A 15,504-nucleotide genomic window follows, 5' to 3' on the forward strand; every position below is an offset into this window, starting at 1 on the left:
ATTGCGAAAATGAGCGTCATTCATAATTGAGGAGGCACTCGCTCTCGGGTGAAAGGGAGCTTGGGTGCTGATCGGGCTAGTTTGCTTGGGGCGGGCTAATCGAATGAGCGACGGCGCGCGCGACCTATGGTGCAGCCAACCCCGGTGCTCCGACAGTTGACCCTTGGTCTCTCTCGGTCCGCGACTCGTTGTAGATGCTCATGATTATTTCCCGGAGCCATTTGGTACCCGGGTCATTCGCCATCTGGCGGTGAACAATGAGCCAGGCATTCACATTCGAAACGGGAAGGGGCGGCGGGACCAACGTCACCTCACTCCTCTCGTCCAGCATTTGCAGGATTGCATCGCCGCAATGAGTAATCAGATCAGTGCCGCGAAGCGCCCAGGGCAGCACCAGATAATTCGAGATGGTCGCAACGACATTGCGCCGGAGACCATGCTGCTTGAGGGCGGCATCCGCGAGACCTTCTGCCAGACCATCTGCGGAAATCTGCAGGTGAGAACTGGCCAAATATGTTTCCAGTGTCATTGCGTTCCTGGCGATCTTGCTTCCACTCCACACCGCGCAAAACAATCGATCCTGGCCAAGCTCCACCTTCAAGAGACCTGGGTCGTCGCGTATTGCCGCTCCCGTCAGTGCACAGTCGACTTGTCTCAAATAGACCGATGAACCGATTTCGGGTCCGTTTGCGGGAATGACGTTCAGCGTCGCGCCAGGCGCTTGCCTCGAAAATTCTCGAATGAGCCCTGGGATGAATATCATGGCGTGATAGTCAGTGAGTCCCACGCGAAAGTTGCGTCGCGTCGTTGCTGGATTGAAGATCTGATGCCGGTCGATCGACGCGCGGATCGTCGCCAGCGCAGCAGAAATATCTGACAGCAACTCCACTGCCCGAGGGGTTGGTCGCATTTCGCCCCCGTCTCTCGTGAACAGTTCATCCTGCAACAGGTAGCGAAGCTTCGATAGGGAATGACTTACAGCTGATTGTGTTCTTCCCAATTCGGCAGCTGCGCGCGTTACGCTCCTTTCACGCATCATCACGTCGAACACTCTCAGCAAATTGAGATCGATATCATCCAAACTCATGAGACCTTCCCCGTTTTCATCATGCCTCGCCCGCATGCTAACATCGCTTCCAACGCGCGAACGATGCCATGGCGAACAAATGCGACCCTTCGACCTGCAGGGTCAACGTTCCCTACTGGGAAATCAATACGTTAGCGGAGGGTTCGCCAACCCATTTCCTTCGCATTCTCTCGTATGGTCTGGCGAACCTAAGGACCAGGGACGTCTACGACTCGCTGCCCCTTAGGCTGAGGCCAGACTGACCTGTTGGCGCTTCGGCTGCCGTGCCGAAACCAGGGTGGCGAACTGGTCCACCGCCTGCCCGGCCCGCGCCAGAACCTGCGGGTCCGTGAGCTTCCCGTCGGAAAAGTCGCTGTCACTGCCGTAGACGGCACTTGGCACCGTCAGTGCCGAGTAGAAGCCGAACAGGGGGCGAAGCTGATGCTCGACCACCAGAGCGTGGCGTTGACCGCCGCCTGTTGCGCCGATCAGGACCGGCCGGTCGACGAGCGCCAGCGGATCGATGAGATCGAACAGATGTTTGAAGAGGCCCGCATAGGAGCCGTTGTAGACCGGCGTCGTGACGATCAGCGCGTCAGCCTGCTCGACAGCCCCCAAGACACTCAGCGCCTCCGGCGTCAATTCCTGCCGCGTGAATGCTGCACCCAAACCGCGGCCGGCGTAGTCTGTTCCAAGGCGGCGCAGGCTGTTCTCGACCGTCTGGATCACCCATTTGCGCGAATGGCCGCCGAGATTAGGCCCCTTGTCATGCGAGTTGACGAACTTGGTCGCCACGACCCAATGATCGCGCGTCGCCTTGATGCCGCGACCGACGACTTCCTCGGACTTGCCGTTGTGGTAGACGTCGGCGGTGTCGATGAAGTTGATGCCTTGCTCGCGCGCCTTGTCGATGATGCGATATGGCTCCTATGTCATGGGAGTGAACGGCTTCCGGCGTCCGCCCCCAAAGCAGCTGCTTGCGGCGGTGACCGAGGCGCCGGTTACCGTATCGTGTCGTCGGTAATAAAGCGACGTTGCGCTCTCTGCTTTCACATCCGGGTATGCCGAAAAGTCCGTCGGTCAAAAGTCGACCAGCGGCGTGTCCACGATCTGGTGCTCGAATAGCAACCAGAACGACGATCCCCGGGATTCGGAGTACCAATGCTCAAAAATCGCAAGGGCCTCGCCGATATTGGTGGCGGGTTCGTCCTCGGGCAGCTTCGCAGCCTGGAACAACGCAAGCGCAACGGGGCCAAAATGCGTGATCGCTTCCGTGCGCGCCTCGCTGTCCGCATTCCAGCCGAGCCGCAAGCGCAGGACGGCCAAAGCGCTGGCCACGGCGATCTCCTCACTTTCGGCTGAGGCCACGGCGTCCGAGATCGCCTGCATGAGGTTGAGCCGCCTGAAGGCGAAAGCGCGCTCCTGTTCCAGAACCGCGATCTGATTGGCCGCTTGTCGCCTGAAGCTTGCCTCGGTTGTCCTGGCGGTCTCAGCCGTCGTTTTCAGGTCATTCAGAAAGGAAGCCGTCGGGTTCATCTTGGCTCACTAGGATGGCGGAAGAGAGTGGGAGTCGAACCCACCAGAGACCGACTCGCGGCCCCTCCCGGATTTGAAGTCCGGACGCCCCACCGGGGACGATGCTCCTCCAGAAATTTGCGCCATCGGCGGCTCACCCTCACCTGTCAGGCGGAACAGGTCCAGCCTGCGCCTGTTCAGACGGCGCAAGTCTCCCCGCCGCAGCGTCACGCCGTGCCGATCGAGAAATTCGAGGATATGGATGGCGACCTTGCGTCCGCTGCCCACGCGATCGCGAAATTGAGCAGCGGCGAACTCGTCTGTGGGCATCGACGCAGCGAGGTCGCGCGCGATCTCAACGATCTGCGCCAACGCCTGGCGCTGGAAGAAGTGATCATGAGCGACCTCGTGGACCTTCCCCATGCGGCCGGCAAGCTTCAGAAGCCGCCGGATTTCCGTCTCCGGAGCGGCCAGCACCTCGGCAATATCCCACACTCTCGGCGGATGGAATTGTTCGGGTCCGCCGATGAGAGGCTGGATCTGCAGCCAGAGAGTTTCATCCTTTGCCGTCAGGTGCGCCTCATGACCGGGCAGCCGCACCCAGGCGCCGTCCAAGGCAACTTCTCCAGCATGCGAAAGGCTCCGCAGAACTGCTATGAAAGAGGGAGCCGGCAGACGTGGATCAAGCCCAATACGCAGTCTCTCCATTCCTACGCCCGGCAAATCCGGATTGTCGGCATGGAAGTTCTCCAGGGTCGCGGCCAAGTCGCGCTTGAATCGCAACCAGCGCTCTGGCGACAGCACGAGAAGCATTTCTCCGACGGCAAAACGGACAAGCCCGAGTTGATCGATCAGGCCTTCCGTCTCGCAGTCACTGAGCGCCCTGTCGCGCGCGAAAGCCTTCAGGTCGAAATAGTGGGGCGGCGCATCAAGGAGTGCGGCGGCGGCCAGTTCGGGCGCCAATAGCGCATGGGCATCGAGTTGGACCAGCCGTTCCGGCGCGCGGCGTTTGCGGCTGGGCGCTCGCAGATCGAGAAAATGTCCGCCGCCGATGGTTCGCTGCGCGGACGTGTCGCGCACCACGTAAACGTCTCCGGCAGTGGCCGCGATCGGACTGTCCAGCACCAATTGAACATTGGCCGTGCCGCCAGGCCCGATCGGTTCGTCTCCGAGGAGTACAATGCGTGCCCCGACCTCCGTCGCGGCATGGTGGAGCCGCACCGGAAACCATTGGCCGATCGGCTTGCGTTCACCCGGCAGAACGCGAAGGCTTGCATCGATCCGGTCCGACGGCGCGTGAAGCTTCGGATCGACAATTACGTCGCCGCGCCGGATCGCCTCCTTGAAAACCCTTTCGCCGGTCAGATTGAGCGCGCAACGGTCTCCCGCCCGACCACGTTCAGTCGGCCGGTTCTGGGCGTGGATCGATCGGACCCGCGCAAGCAATCCTGACGGGCTTACGACCACGTTGTCGCCAGTACCGAGAGAACCCGAAAGCACGGTGCCCGTCACGACGGTGCCCACGCCGCGCAGCGTGAACGAGCGGTCCACCGCTAGTCGAAAACGGCCCGAAACTGCACGCCGGGCAAGATGCGACGCCTCCTCGAACAAGAGATACCTGAGTTCATCGATACCTTCGCCTGTAACGACCGAGACGGGAATCAGGGGGGCCTCGGCAAGCATCGTCCCGGCAAGCACCGAGCGGATATCGCTCGCCACCGCGGTACGGCGCTCGGGACTGGCCAGATCGCATTTCGTGAGCAGGACGGCGCCGCGCCTGACACCGAGCAGATCGACGATGGCGAGATGCTCCCGGGTCTGCGGCATGACGCCGTCGTCGGCGGCCACCACGAGCAACACGAAGTCGATGCCGCTGGCGCCGGCGAGCATCGTGTGTACGAAACGCTCGTGCCCGGGAACATCGACGAAACCGATGCTATCCCCACCCGGCACCGGCAAATAGGCGAAGCCGAGATCGATCGTCATGCCGCGTGTCTTTTCCTCCTGCAAACGATCGGTGTCTATACCAGTCAGCGCATGCACCAGCGCAGTTTTGCCATGGTCGACATGTCCCGCCGTGCCGACGATCATGATGCGGTCTCCGGCAACGGCGCGGCGGCGCGACGCTCGGCCTCGGCGGCATCGCCCGCGCTCAATTCGGCCCGCACCGCAGCCAGATAGCGGCGGGCAAGGGCGCTGCCGCCTGCCTCGGCACGCAGGAGCCAAACCAGCGCCTCGACCGCGTCAGCCGGCACGCCCGTACCAAGATGGCAGGCGGCGCCGAGCATTGCCTGCCCTTCGGCGTCTCCTCGCATGGCAGCACGGCGCCACCAGCGGACAGCCTCGTCCGGATCGCGCGGCACGCCGAGCGCATTGTGATAAAGCATGCCGATCCGGGTCATAGCGGATGCGATGCCCTGATCGGCCGCGGCAAGCGCCCAGCGTCGCGCCTCGCCGGCATCGGGAGCCATCACTTCGCCCTCCAGCAGCATCCAGCTCAGCATATCCTGCGCCGGTCCGTCGCCAGTTTCCGCCGCGGCCCGATAGAGCTCGGCCGCCCGGCGAAAGTCCTGCTCGACGCCTTCGCCGCGGAAATAGAGCGACGCCAGGTTCCTTTGCCCGACAGGATCTCCTGCCTCGGCGGCGAGCGCCAGCCAGCGAAAGGCCATATCCGCATCACGCTCGACGCCGAGCCCTTCGGCGAAGCAGGCGCCGATATTGTTCTGAGCGCGGGCAACGCCCTGGTGAGCCAGCGGCTCCCATATGGAGAGAGCCACGGCATGATCGCCTCGCCGCGCGGCTTCGAGGGCCTCGGTCATGCGTGCGGCCACAGGCGTCTCGGCTGGGCGGCGCGCAAGGCGGTCAAGCCAGCGCATCGGTTCCTCCCGGATTTAAGCCGGCTAGATTGGCGATGAAGTTCGCCTCGTCTTCCAGGCAGCGGAAATCGAGCACGAGCGCCTGGTTTTCGATGCGCCCGATCACAGGGACGCCCAGCCCACGCAGCGCAGCCGCAAGCGCTTCGAGCGCCCGGCCGCTCCCTGAGCGCGGCTTGAGAGCAAGCCCGGCGCTTGGCACAGTTTCGAGCGGCAGCGCGCCGGATCCGACTTGGCTCCGGCACTCCACCGTGTCGACCGCAAAGGCGTCGCCCACGGCGTCAGCAACCAGGGGAGCAAGGCGCTTTGCCTGCGCTGCAATCTCCCTCACCGAGCGCGAGAGCAGCCTTAGCGTCGGCAGGCGCTCGGCCAGGCGGTCGGGGTCGCGGTAGAGCTTCAACGTCGCCTCGAGCGCGGCCAGACGAAGCTTGTCGACCCTGAGCGCCCGCTTCATCGGGTTGCGGCTGATCGCTGCGAGCAGGTCCCTGCGGCCGACGATGAAACCCGCCTGCGGACCGCCAAGCAGCTTGTCGCCGGAGAATGTGACGAGATCGGCGCCGTCGGCGACCGCCTCGCGCACGGTCGGCTCGCGCCCAAGGCCGTAGCGGGCTAGATCGACCAGCGTGCCCGAACCGAGATCATGGACCAGCGGTACCCCATGCGCCTTTGCGATTGAAGCGAGCTCGGGTGCCCGGATCTCGGCCGTGAATCCTTCGACCCGGTAGTTCGACGTGTGCACCTTGAGGATGAGCCCGGTCTCCGGGCCGATCGCCGCGACATAGTCTTTGCGATGCGTGCGGTTGGTGGTGCCGACCTCGACAAGCCTGGCGCCGGCGCGCGTCATGATCTCGGGCATCCGGAAAGAGCCGCCGATCTCGATCAACTCGCCTCGCGAAACGATCGCTTCGCGACCGAGCGCCAGCGTGTTGAGCACGAGAAGGACGGCAGCCGCGTTGTTGTTGACGACGGTTGCATCCTCGGCTCCGGTCAGCTCGCAAACGAGCGATCGAAGATGATCGTCCCGTTCGCCGCGCTCGCCTTTCTCGACATCGAATTCGAGAGCCACCGCTTCGCGCATCGCCAGCCGAACAGCCTCGACCGCCTCTTTCGCGAGGAGGGCTCGTCCGAGATTGGTATGCAGCACCGTTCCGGTCAGGTTGAAAACGGGGCGCAGGGAAGAGCGTTCGCCGTCCCTGAGCTGCACGAGCGCGTCGCCGGCAAGATCGTTTGCCTCCGGCACGACGGCTGCGGCATTGCGGGAGGCCATTCGCGCATCGGCGACGGCTCGGCGAATGGCCTCCGTCGCGGCCTGCCGTCCGAAGCGCTCGATTGCGGCCGCCGCCAGCGGGGTCCTCAGCACTTGGTCGACCGACGGAAGATTGCGCAAAGGGTTTGCGGATGAAGCGGTCATCGTATCCTCAATAGCCAACAAGGAACGGATTGAACGATCCGCGGCGATGGCCACCCTCGCGGACGAGCAGGTCGAGGCCGAGCGTCGCCACGTCGTCGGCGACCGGATCGAGAGCCGGATCCTTGTGCTGGTACAGGATCTTTACATAGCAGCCGCATGCATCGCAGGTCTCGGCCTTGACCGTGCCAGGGCCTCCCTCGATTTCCTGATAGCCTATCCCCTTAGTCGAGCCGCACAGCGTACATTTGACACGGACGTGGTTCCACAATGTTCCACACAGCGCGCAGACGCAGAACCGCGCCCCGTGTGCGCCGTGCCAACCGACGATGATCGAGGATACGGGCGGCCCACCGCAGGCCGGACAGGCGCCGTCGGCAACCGGAACCAGCTTCGAGCTGTCGAGACATGCCGCGAGGCGGGCAAAGTGAACCTGCAGCGCGGCCGCGACATAGACATGCTCGGCAAGCGCGTTCATTGGGATCGCATCGGTGAGCACATTGCGCACCATGGAGTCGACCCCGGACGCATCGATATTCGCCAGCCTGTCCAAGGCGGCTGCGGCCGCCTTGGGTTTTTCGATCGTGGCTGCCACTTCGAACAGGCGGCCGAGCGTCATTCCAAGGGCGGCATCCGAAGTGGATTGGCTGCGATCGAGCGGCGGCATACCGAAGGTTCGTGCGCGCTCGCGCGCCTCCGCGGTCGGCAATTCGATCTCCGGCAAGCCGTCCTGGATGCGGTGCTGCGCATCCGTCAGTGCAGAAAGGAAGCGGAGATAGGGGCCGAGCTGGTGGTCATCCGCCAACACATCCAATCGCTCGGAGCGGCGAATGAACAAGGTCCGCGGATCAGGCAGGCGCGCAAAGGGTGGGGCCGAGACCTCGCCGATTACAGTCGGGTCAGGGCGTGACGGATCTTGTTGCTTTGGCATTTCAACCTCACGAACCTCACGGGCCACGTGGTCGGCTTGATACTGCTCCAGAGCAATTCCACGAAAAGTGTGTAACGGTTTTCCGTCCGGAATTGCGTAAAAACAAATACCCGCTCATTCGGCGGGATTCGATCCCGAACGTCCGTCCGGTTTGCCTGCGACCAGTTCACGCAGCCATTTGCGATGATGCCGCCAAGCCCAGCCGCCGGTCACCCGTCCGCGCGTCATGGCGGGAATGGTGCCGCGTACCCAGATGGCCGAATAGAAATGGATAATCCAGACGCCGATTATCGCCACGGCAGCGATCGAATGAACAAGCAGCGCCACCCGCTGCTGGCCGATCGTGGTGTAAGCGGCGAAATATTGTTGCCAGATGACGATGCCGCTCGAAATCAGGATGATGATGAGGATCGACATTGACCAGAAGACGAGCTTCTGGCCGGCATTGTACTTGCCGACGTCGGGAACGTTGTCCTCGTGATTGGACAATACGTCACGGAAACGGGCGAGCCACGTTCCGTCCTCGGGCCTCCACAAATTGGCCTTCCAGAACCGAAGGAAAAGCCCAAGGAAGCTGAAGAAGAGCAAGACGCCGATCCATGGGTGAATGAAGCGCGTGAACTGGCCGCCGCCAAACAGCCCCGACAGGAAGAACAGGCTCGGGTGAAACATGGCAAGGCCGGACAAGGCGAGCAGGATCAGGCTGGCCGCCGTGATCCAATGGTTGATCCGCGCGCTCACCGTGTAGCGGTCCACGATGACTGGCTTGCCGGGATGTACCTGCTCGTTCGGCTTCACGTCATATGCGGCCATCGTTGTCGCCTTCCGTCAGCTCTTCGGCATGCTCCTCATCCGCCTCGGAGACCCTGTTCGGTCCCATCACCAGATGGTGAAGCAGGCCGACGCCGGCCGCCACGCCGAGAATGGTGAGGCCGGCATATTTGGTCACGCCCTTCCACGCCTCCACGAGCGGACTGATCTTCGGCTCCTTCGGCAGACCAGAATAGAGTTCCGGCTGGTCGGCATGGTGCAGCACATACATCACATGCGTCCCTCCGACGCCGGGCGGATCGTAGAGGCCGGCATTCGAATAGCCGCGCGATTTCAGGTCCTTGATGCGGCCGTCGGCGTGCTGTTTCATCTCGTCTTTTGTGCCGAACACGATTGCCTGGGTCGGGCAGGCCTTGGCGCAGGCTGGTCCCTGGCCGACAGCCACGCGGTCGGAGCAGAGCGTGCATTTGTAGGCCGTGTGATCGACTTTGGAGATGCGCGGAATGTTGAACGGGCAACCCTTGATGCAATAGCCGCAGCCGATGCAGTTCTCATGGACGAAATCGACGATGCCGTTCGAATACTGCACTATGGCGCCTGGTGCCGGACAAGCCTTGAGGCAGCCCGGGTCAGCGCAGTGCATGCAGCCATCCTTGCGGATCAGCCATTCGAGTTCGTTCGTCTCGGGATTGTCCCATTCGCTGAAGCGCATCAGCGTGAACATGTCCGGCGTCAGATCGGCAGGATTCTCATAGACGCCGGCATTGAAGCCGATCTCCGGATGCGTGTCGTTCCACTCGATGCAGGCCGTCTGGCACGCCTTGCAGCCGATGCATTTCGAAACATCGATGAGCTTGGCGACTTCCGTCAATTGCTGCTCGGGCGCGGGAACCGTCGAGGCAGAGCGGCGGATGAGGTCCTTGTCGGAAAAACGCGGTGCGGTATCCGTCGTCGAAGGATTTGGAAGTGGAGGAAACATCGCTTACTCCTCCTACGCTACCGGCCCGACGATGGGCTCGATGTTGACAAGGAACGCCTTGTATTCCGGCGTCTCGATGTTGGCGTCACCGACAAAGGGGGTGAGCATGTTCGGGCCAAAGCCTTTCTTCGCCGCTCCCGTGAAGCCCCAGTGCAATGGTATTCCGACGATGTGGACGGTCTTGCCATCGCAGGTGAGCGGCCTGATCCGCTTGGTCACCATGGCCTTCGCCACAACGGAACCGCGCTTCGACCAGACGCGCACCCAGCCGCCTTTGGTGATGCCCTTCTCGGCCGCAAGCTGTTCCGAAATTTCCACGAAAAACTCCGGCTGCATCACCGCATTGGTGATGACGTGCTTGGTCCAGAAGTGGAAATGCTCGGTCAGTCGGTAGGAGGTCGCCGCGTAGGGGAACTCCTGCGAAGCCGATTCGGCGAACTGGGCCATATCTCCTTCGAACACCCGCGCTGCGGGGTTGCCGCGAACTTTGGGAGCTATCGGGTTCGCGATGGGTGACTCGAATGGCTCGTAATGCGCCGGGAATGGTCCGTCGCGCATCATGCCCCGGGTAAAGAGGCGCGAGACGCCTTCCGGATTCATGATGAACGGGCCTACTTGATCGGGCTTTGCCGTTGGCAAGATGTCGGGGACATCGTAGCCCGACCACTTCGTGCCGTCCCATTCAATCACCTTGCGGCTTGGATCCCAAGCCTTTCCGGTGAGGTCAGCCGACGCCCTGTTGTAGAGAATGCGGCGGTTGGCGGGCCATGAGAACGCCCATTTGGAATAGGCGCCGGTTTCGTCAGGATCGGTGGTGTCCCGCCTGGCCATGTTGTTGCCGTTTTCGTTGAAGCAGCCGGAATAGATCCAGCAGCCGCAGGAGGTGGAGCCGTCGTCGCGCAGCGCGGCGAAGCCCGGCAAGAGCTTTCCGGCCTCGGCCAGCACCTTTGTCGGGTCGGCCGTGTCGGTTACCCTGGCGAGCGCCCTGCCATTGATCTCCTGGGCAAGCTCCTCGGCCTTCGGATCGCCGGGATCGGCATAAGGCCAGTTGAGCTTGACGATCGGCTCGGCGAAGGCGCCGCCTTCCTTGGTGTAGAGCCCCTTCAGGCGCAGATAGAGCTGCGCCATGATCCAGGTATCGCGTTTGGCCTCGCCGGGGGGCGTGCCACCGGCCCAATGCCACTGCAGCCAGCGCCCCGAATTGACCAGCGAGCCGTCGTCCTCGGGTGGAGGGAAGCTGGTAGACTTCCGTCTGAATCTGCGACGGATCGACATCGTTGTACGGCCCGTGGTTCTCCCAGAACCGGCCCGTCTCCGTGTCCAACGGATCCATGATGACGAGGTATTTGAGCTTCGAGAGGGACTCGATCACCTTCTTCTTGTTCGGAGCTGCCTGTAGCGGGTTGAAGCCCTGGCAGAAATAGCCGTTCATCTTGCCCTGGTGCATCAGCTCGAAAGCCCGCAGCAGATCGTAGCCCGGCAGGTCGAGCTTCGGCAGGTAGTCGTAGGCGAAGCCGTTCTCCGGCGTTGCCGCGTTGCCCCACATTGACTTCTGGAAGCTTACGAAGAACTTCCTGTAGTTCTGCCAGTAGCTCATCTGGTTCGGCCGGAGCGGCTTGAAGCCTCGGGTCGACATGTAGGCTGCCAGATCGACCTCCTTCTCGGTCGGCAGCGTCAGATAACCGGGCAGCAGGTTCGACATCAGCCCGAGGTCGGTCAGCCCCTGGATGTTGGAGTGACCGCGAAGCGCGTTCATGCCGCCGCCGCGTATACCAATATTGCCGAGAACAAGCTGCAGCATCGCCATGGCGCGGATGTTCTGCGAGCCCTTCGAGTGCTGGGTCCAGCCGAGCGCGTACATCGAGGTCATCGCCTTGGTCGGAGACGACGTCTCGGCGACCATTGCGGCCACCTTCAGGAACCGGTCCTTCGGTGTGCCGCAGATGCGCTCGACCATCTCCGGCGTGTAGACCGCGACATGCTTCTTGAGCAGATTCCAGACGCAGCGGGGATTGGCCAATGTCGCGTCGACAACGGCAAAGCCGTCCGTGCCTATGTCATAGTCCCAACTGGACTTGTCATAGTCTCGCTTCGCTTCGTTATAGCCGGAGAAGAGGCCGTCCTGATAGGTGAAGCCCTCCTTGACGACATACGTCGCGTTGGTGAAGGCCTTCAGATAGTCCCATTGCACCTTATCGTTCTGGATGCAGTAGTTGATCAGCCCGAGCAGGAAGGCGATGTCCGTTCCCTGGCGGATCGGCGCGTAAAGATCCGACACCGAAGCCGAGCGCGTAAAGCGCGGGTCGACGACGATGAGCTTGGCGCCGCGGTTGGCCTTCGCCTCTGTGACCCATTTGAAGCCGCAAGGATGCGCTTCCGCGGCATTGCCGCCCATGATGACGACGAGATCCGTGTTCTTGATGTCGGTCCAGGAATTGGTCATTGCGCCGCGGCCGAATGTTGGGGCGAGACTCGCCACCGTCGGGCCGTGTCAGACACGTGCCTGGTTGTCGAACACCAGCATGCCCGCGCTGCGGACCACCTTGTAGGTCGCGAACGCGGTTTCATTGGTCGAAGCCGAGGCGGCGAGGAAGCCGGTGGTGATCCACCGGTTGACCGTCACGCCGTCATTGTTCGTCGCGACGAAGTTCTTGTCGCGATCGTCCTTCATCAGGCGGGCGATGCGGCCGAGCGCGTCTTCCCAGCTTATCGGCTCGAACTTGTCCGAGCCCGGTTTGCGGATCATCGGATGTTGCAGACGGGTCGGCGACTTGACAAATCCGAGCAGGGCCGACCCTTTGGGGCACAAGGTGCCGCGATTGGTCGGATGATCAGTGTCACCCTCGATATGGGTGATCTCGGCCGGCTCGCCCTTTCTGAGATCGCCCTTCGAATACAAGATTATGCCGCAAGCCACCGAGCAGTATGGACAGGTGTTGCGTGTTTCGGTGGTGTTCGCGAGCTTGAAGGGCCGTATAGCCGCCGCGTGTGCGGCCTCGCTATCGCCGAAGCCGAGGGCTCCAAGCGTAGTACCGGCGAGACCCGCGCCTGCTGTTTGCAGGAACGCGCGTCGAGAAAGATCGATGTTCATGGGTTCCTCCCGAAGCCGATGCCCCACAAGGCAACTCGAACCAACGGTTCAATCCGACTAACTAGTCTCGGACCACATAAAATCAATGCCAAAGAACGAGGTGCGTACGGTGCAGCAAAAGTGCCCCTCCGAACCGCCTTCCTGCAACAGGCTTGTGCCCGCAAATCGGCTTTGTGTATTATTGTTGAATATTCTTGTCATCTTTTCGTGACCGCGACTGCGATTGACGAAAACGAACGCATTACCATACTGTAAAGCGTGGCGATGAAACAGCTCCCGCGGGTCGGGGTGCCTTTCGATCGATACCCAATGACGGCGATGCCTCGCACGCCGGATACGGTGCTTGCCTTTCCTAACTTAATGAAATCCGCTGAGAGCAAGCGTGCTCCAAACGCGCCGTGCGTTGGCGCGATCGTATTTTCCATTCCGGTTGACCTTGATCCCTACTAAAGCGTGCCAGCAGAGGAGGCTCGACGACTATGGCAATCGCCCTCTCGCCCGAAATAACCGATGCGCCCGTTGTGCGCCTGACCAGCCTCGCCCATGGCGGCGGTTGCGGCTGTAAGCTGGCACCGTCAGTGCTGCAGCAGCTTCTCGCTAATCCGGCGGCTGCCAGTCCCTATCATCAGCTTCTCGTCGGCACGGAGACCGGCGACGATGCGGCAGTCTGGCAACTCGACGGCGCGACTTGCGTCATCGCGACCACCGACTTCTTCATGCCTATGGTAGATGACCCCTACGATTTCGGCCGGATTGCCGCAACCAACGCCCTGTCCGATATCTATGCGATGGGTGGCCGGCCGATCATGGCGCTGGCGATCCTCGGGATGCCTCTCGACAAGATCCCGACGCTCATGGTCCGCGAAATCCTGAAAGGTGGCGAAGCTGTCTGCGCCGACGCCGGAATCCCGGTTGCAGGTGGCCACTCGATCGACTCGCCGGAGCCGATTTATGGCCTCGCAGTCATCGGCACATGCCGACCCGGAGATATCCGACGCAATTCTGACACCAGGCCGGGTGACGCCTTGATCCTGACGAAAGGGCTCGGCGTCGGCATCTACTCCGCCGCCATCAAGAAGCAGGCGCTTTCCGAGAGCGGCTATCGCGAAATGATCGCCTCCACCACCCTTCTCAACCGGATCGGATCGGAGCTGGCGCAGGACGCGAGCGTCCACGCCGTCACCGACGTGACCGGATTTGGCTTGCTCGGACATGGTCTCGAGATGGCACGCGGTGCCGGGTGCACGCTGATAATTTGCAGCCACGACGTGCCGCTCTTTTCCGAAGCTGCCTCGCTCGCGGTCGACGGCCACGTTACCGGCGCATCGCGGCGCAACTGGGCGAGCTATGGCGACGCGGTAAGCTTACCTCCCGGCATGCCCGAGTGGCGACGCCATCTTCTCACGGATCCACAGACTTCGGGCGGGTTGCTGGTTGCTTGCGAGACCGACCACGCAGCGGCGCTCGTCGAGAGGATCGTCGCGGACGGCTATCCTTCGGCTCGCATCATCGGCCATGCCAGGCCCGGCGCGCCGACAATAGTAGTAGAGGCCTGAACGGCCGCTCCGCGAGAATCCACCCAGAAACTCGCGACATGAGGTGTGATGGTCACCCTGGGATGAGTCCACAACGGCGATGAAGCCTCCAGCGGTTCACGCTCAAACACGTAAAGGGTCATGGCCGTGAATTGACCCGGAGCGAGCGAGCTTCCGCTTAGGGTCGGTCTTTCGCGTTCCCTCAGAGTCGCAAGAGCGTGGGGTGAGCGGTACTACATCGACCCGGCCAGACGCCATTCCAACCGCTGATCCGTTTCGGCCGCGTCGGCCGTTTCGCTAGGTCGCTTCGCCCGGCTTATGGAAGTTCGATCTCGCCGTCCACCACGTGGTTGAGGCCGGTGCCTTCCGCCGTCAGCGTCATGCGGACCTTCAGCTTCTTGCCGCCGATTTGCCCTTCGCGCACCGTCTCCTCGATCTTGCGCTGGGAGGTGACGCCGACTTCCTTCAGGAACTTGCGGATCGACATGTTGACGGCGTCTTCGCTCATGGCGGAACTCCTCTGTGTCCGGAAGGGATTGTAAGGGAAGGCAAGGGATCAAGGAAGCAGGACGGCGACGCACGGTTTTATTGAATTAGACCTCGAGCCGGGAGGAGACGTCGGGTCCTTAACTTGATCGACCCCTGGCAGGAGGAGTGGAACCGATCGACGTCTTGCGCAGAAGGAGCACTATGACGGCCATCTCGGCCTTGATCTGACCGATCAGGAAAAGAGTGATCTGATCGAGTACCTCAAATCGATCTGATCAGCACTCGGCGCTTCCTTGGGTTCGATTGGGAGGAAAGATCATTAAAGAAGATCGTGGTGAGATAAATTGCGGGTCGGCACAACGTGAGCCAGGCCAAGCGCTGTCTCGCCGGAAATTTCTTAAGGTGTCGACGACCGGCGCAGCGATTTGCCGGTGCAGGTGGGCTTGCTTCCTGCATGACAGGTCAGCCTGCGGCGCGCGGCGCCGAAACAACCCCAAAGCCTGTGGCGCTTTATTAGGATGTTCCAAACAAAGATCGCCGCTGCGCCGGGTGCACCCATTTCCTGAAGCCGAATGCATCCGAGATTGTCGCGGGTGAAATCAGCCCGATGGTTGGTGCCGCTTTTACAAAGCACGGCCTGCCTGATGGGCAGAGCCCAGCGGAGACTTTCGTTGTCTGCTGCGCTGCGGGTGATGGTCTGCAGGCATCGCGTCGAGGATGTCGGGTCACATTAGGCATTCGACAAGTCCGGAGTCAGAGCCGAAGTGATCGACGACCTTTCCAACGTTTGCCTTCGCGATTGCCCCCTCCCGGTCAAGCAACCCAAATATCAGCGTTCCTCTGGCG

At 61.9% G+C, this 15,504-nt stretch carries 10 protein-coding genes, 1 tRNA gene and 3 pseudogenes; 1 reads left to right on the forward strand and 13 read right to left on the reverse strand.

Translation table 11 applies throughout. The features are described 5' to 3' along the window. Positions 1-124 precede the first annotated feature (124 nt). From NKI97_RS07975 to fdnG, 11 genes and pseudogenes are all read right to left on the reverse strand, one after another. Positions 125-1,087: a LysR family transcriptional regulator gene (locus NKI97_RS07975; RefSeq protein WP_352833422.1), complete on the reverse strand. Its 963-nt coding sequence runs from the start codon at positions 1,085-1,087 to the stop codon at positions 125-127. 222 nt (positions 1,088-1,309) lie between these two features. Continuing rightward, complete coding sequence (locus NKI97_RS07980) at positions 1,310-1,981, reverse strand: aldo/keto reductase (RefSeq protein ID WP_352833463.1); 672 nt, start codon at positions 1,979-1,981, stop codon at positions 1,310-1,312. A 165-nt stretch (positions 1,982-2,146) separates the two neighbouring features. Further along, positions 2,147-2,602, reverse strand: coding sequence for a hypothetical protein (locus NKI97_RS07985; RefSeq protein ID WP_352579372.1), 456 nt, complete (start codon positions 2,600-2,602; stop codon positions 2,147-2,149). 15 nt (positions 2,603-2,617) lie between these two features. After that, positions 2,618-2,713 (reverse strand) — tRNA-Sec (locus NKI97_RS07990). A gap of 123 nt (positions 2,714-2,836) precedes the next feature. Continuing rightward, positions 2,837-4,672: pseudogene (selB, locus tag NKI97_RS07995) on the reverse strand (selenocysteine-specific translation elongation factor); the annotation flags it as partial. Beyond that, positions 4,669-5,457: a tetratricopeptide repeat protein gene (locus NKI97_RS08000; RefSeq protein WP_352833424.1), complete on the reverse strand. Its 789-nt coding sequence runs from the start codon at positions 5,455-5,457 to the stop codon at positions 4,669-4,671. The gene NKI97_RS08000 and the pseudogene selB, both read right to left, overlap by 4 nt. Then, entirely contained in the window at positions 5,444-6,865 is a 1,422-nt protein-coding gene (selA, locus tag NKI97_RS08005; protein WP_352833426.1) for an L-seryl-tRNA(Sec) selenium transferase, read from the reverse strand. The genes NKI97_RS08000 and selA overlap by 14 nt, the downstream gene beginning before the upstream one ends. A gap of 7 nt (positions 6,866-6,872) precedes the next feature. Next, positions 6,873-7,793, reverse strand: coding sequence for a formate dehydrogenase accessory protein FdhE (gene fdhE / locus NKI97_RS08010; RefSeq protein WP_352833429.1), 921 nt, complete (start codon positions 7,791-7,793; stop codon positions 6,873-6,875). 114 nt (positions 7,794-7,907) lie between these two features. Further along, positions 7,908-8,606 (reverse strand): formate dehydrogenase subunit gamma, encoded by a 699-nt coding sequence (locus tag NKI97_RS08015; protein WP_352750143.1) that lies wholly within the window; start codon positions 8,604-8,606, stop codon positions 7,908-7,910. After that, the gene (gene fdxH / locus NKI97_RS08020) at positions 8,593-9,543 is read right to left on the reverse strand and encodes a formate dehydrogenase subunit beta (protein WP_352833432.1); all 951 of its coding nucleotides are present in this window, start codon (positions 9,541-9,543) and stop codon (positions 8,593-8,595) included. The genes NKI97_RS08015 and fdxH overlap by 14 nt, the downstream gene beginning before the upstream one ends. A gap of 12 nt (positions 9,544-9,555) precedes the next feature. Then, positions 9,556-12,634 (reverse strand): annotated as a pseudogene (gene fdnG / locus NKI97_RS08025) (formate dehydrogenase-N subunit alpha). A 479-nt stretch (positions 12,635-13,113) separates the two neighbouring features. Here fdnG and selD point away from each other — a divergent pair. After that, entirely contained in the window at positions 13,114-14,190 is a 1,077-nt protein-coding gene (gene selD / locus NKI97_RS08030; RefSeq protein ID WP_352745317.1) for a selenide, water dikinase SelD, read from the forward strand. 29 nt (positions 14,191-14,219) lie between these two features. Here the strand turns inward: selD and NKI97_RS08035 are convergent. Together NKI97_RS08035 and NKI97_RS08040 are read right to left on the reverse strand one after the other, a co-directional pair. Next, positions 14,220-14,375, reverse strand: a pseudogene (locus NKI97_RS08035) (NAD(P)-dependent oxidoreductase); the annotation flags it as partial. Between the two features lie 110 nt (positions 14,376-14,485). Next, complete coding sequence (locus NKI97_RS08040) at positions 14,486-14,677, reverse strand: DUF6494 family protein (protein WP_023679340.1); 192 nt, start codon at positions 14,675-14,677, stop codon at positions 14,486-14,488. Positions 14,678-15,504: the final 827 nt, after the last annotated feature.

Origin of the sequence: Mesorhizobium sp. M0296 (assembly GCF_040321675.1) — a bacterium.
In the GTDB taxonomy this organism is placed as follows: Bacteria; Pseudomonadota; Alphaproteobacteria; order Rhizobiales; family Rhizobiaceae; genus Mesorhizobium.

Coding starts and splice junctions, on each gene's coding strand:
- fdxH (WP_352833432.1), bottom strand. CDS start 9,543: ATGTTTCCTCCACTTCCAAATCCTTCGACGACGGATACCGCACCGCGT.
- selD (WP_352745317.1), top strand. CDS start 13,114: ATGGCAATCGCCCTCTCGCCCGAAATAACCGATGCGCCCGTTGTGCGC.
- NKI97_RS08015 (WP_352750143.1), bottom strand. CDS start 8,606: ATGGCCGCATATGACGTGAAGCCGAACGAGCAGGTACATCCCGGCAAG.
- NKI97_RS07975 (WP_352833422.1), bottom strand. CDS start 1,087: ATGAGTTTGGATGATATCGATCTCAATTTGCTGAGAGTGTTCGACGTG.
- selA (WP_352833426.1), bottom strand. CDS start 6,865: ATGACCGCTTCATCCGCAAACCCTTTGCGCAATCTTCCGTCGGTCGAC.
- fdhE (WP_352833429.1), bottom strand. CDS start 7,793: ATGCCAAAGCAACAAGATCCGTCACGCCCTGACCCGACTGTAATCGGC.
- NKI97_RS07985 (WP_352579372.1), bottom strand. CDS start 2,602: ATGAACCCGACGGCTTCCTTTCTGAATGACCTGAAAACGACGGCTGAG.
- NKI97_RS08000 (WP_352833424.1), bottom strand. CDS start 5,457: ATGCGCTGGCTTGACCGCCTTGCGCGCCGCCCAGCCGAGACGCCTGTG.
- NKI97_RS08040 (WP_023679340.1), bottom strand. CDS start 14,677: ATGAGCGAAGACGCCGTCAACATGTCGATCCGCAAGTTCCTGAAGGAA.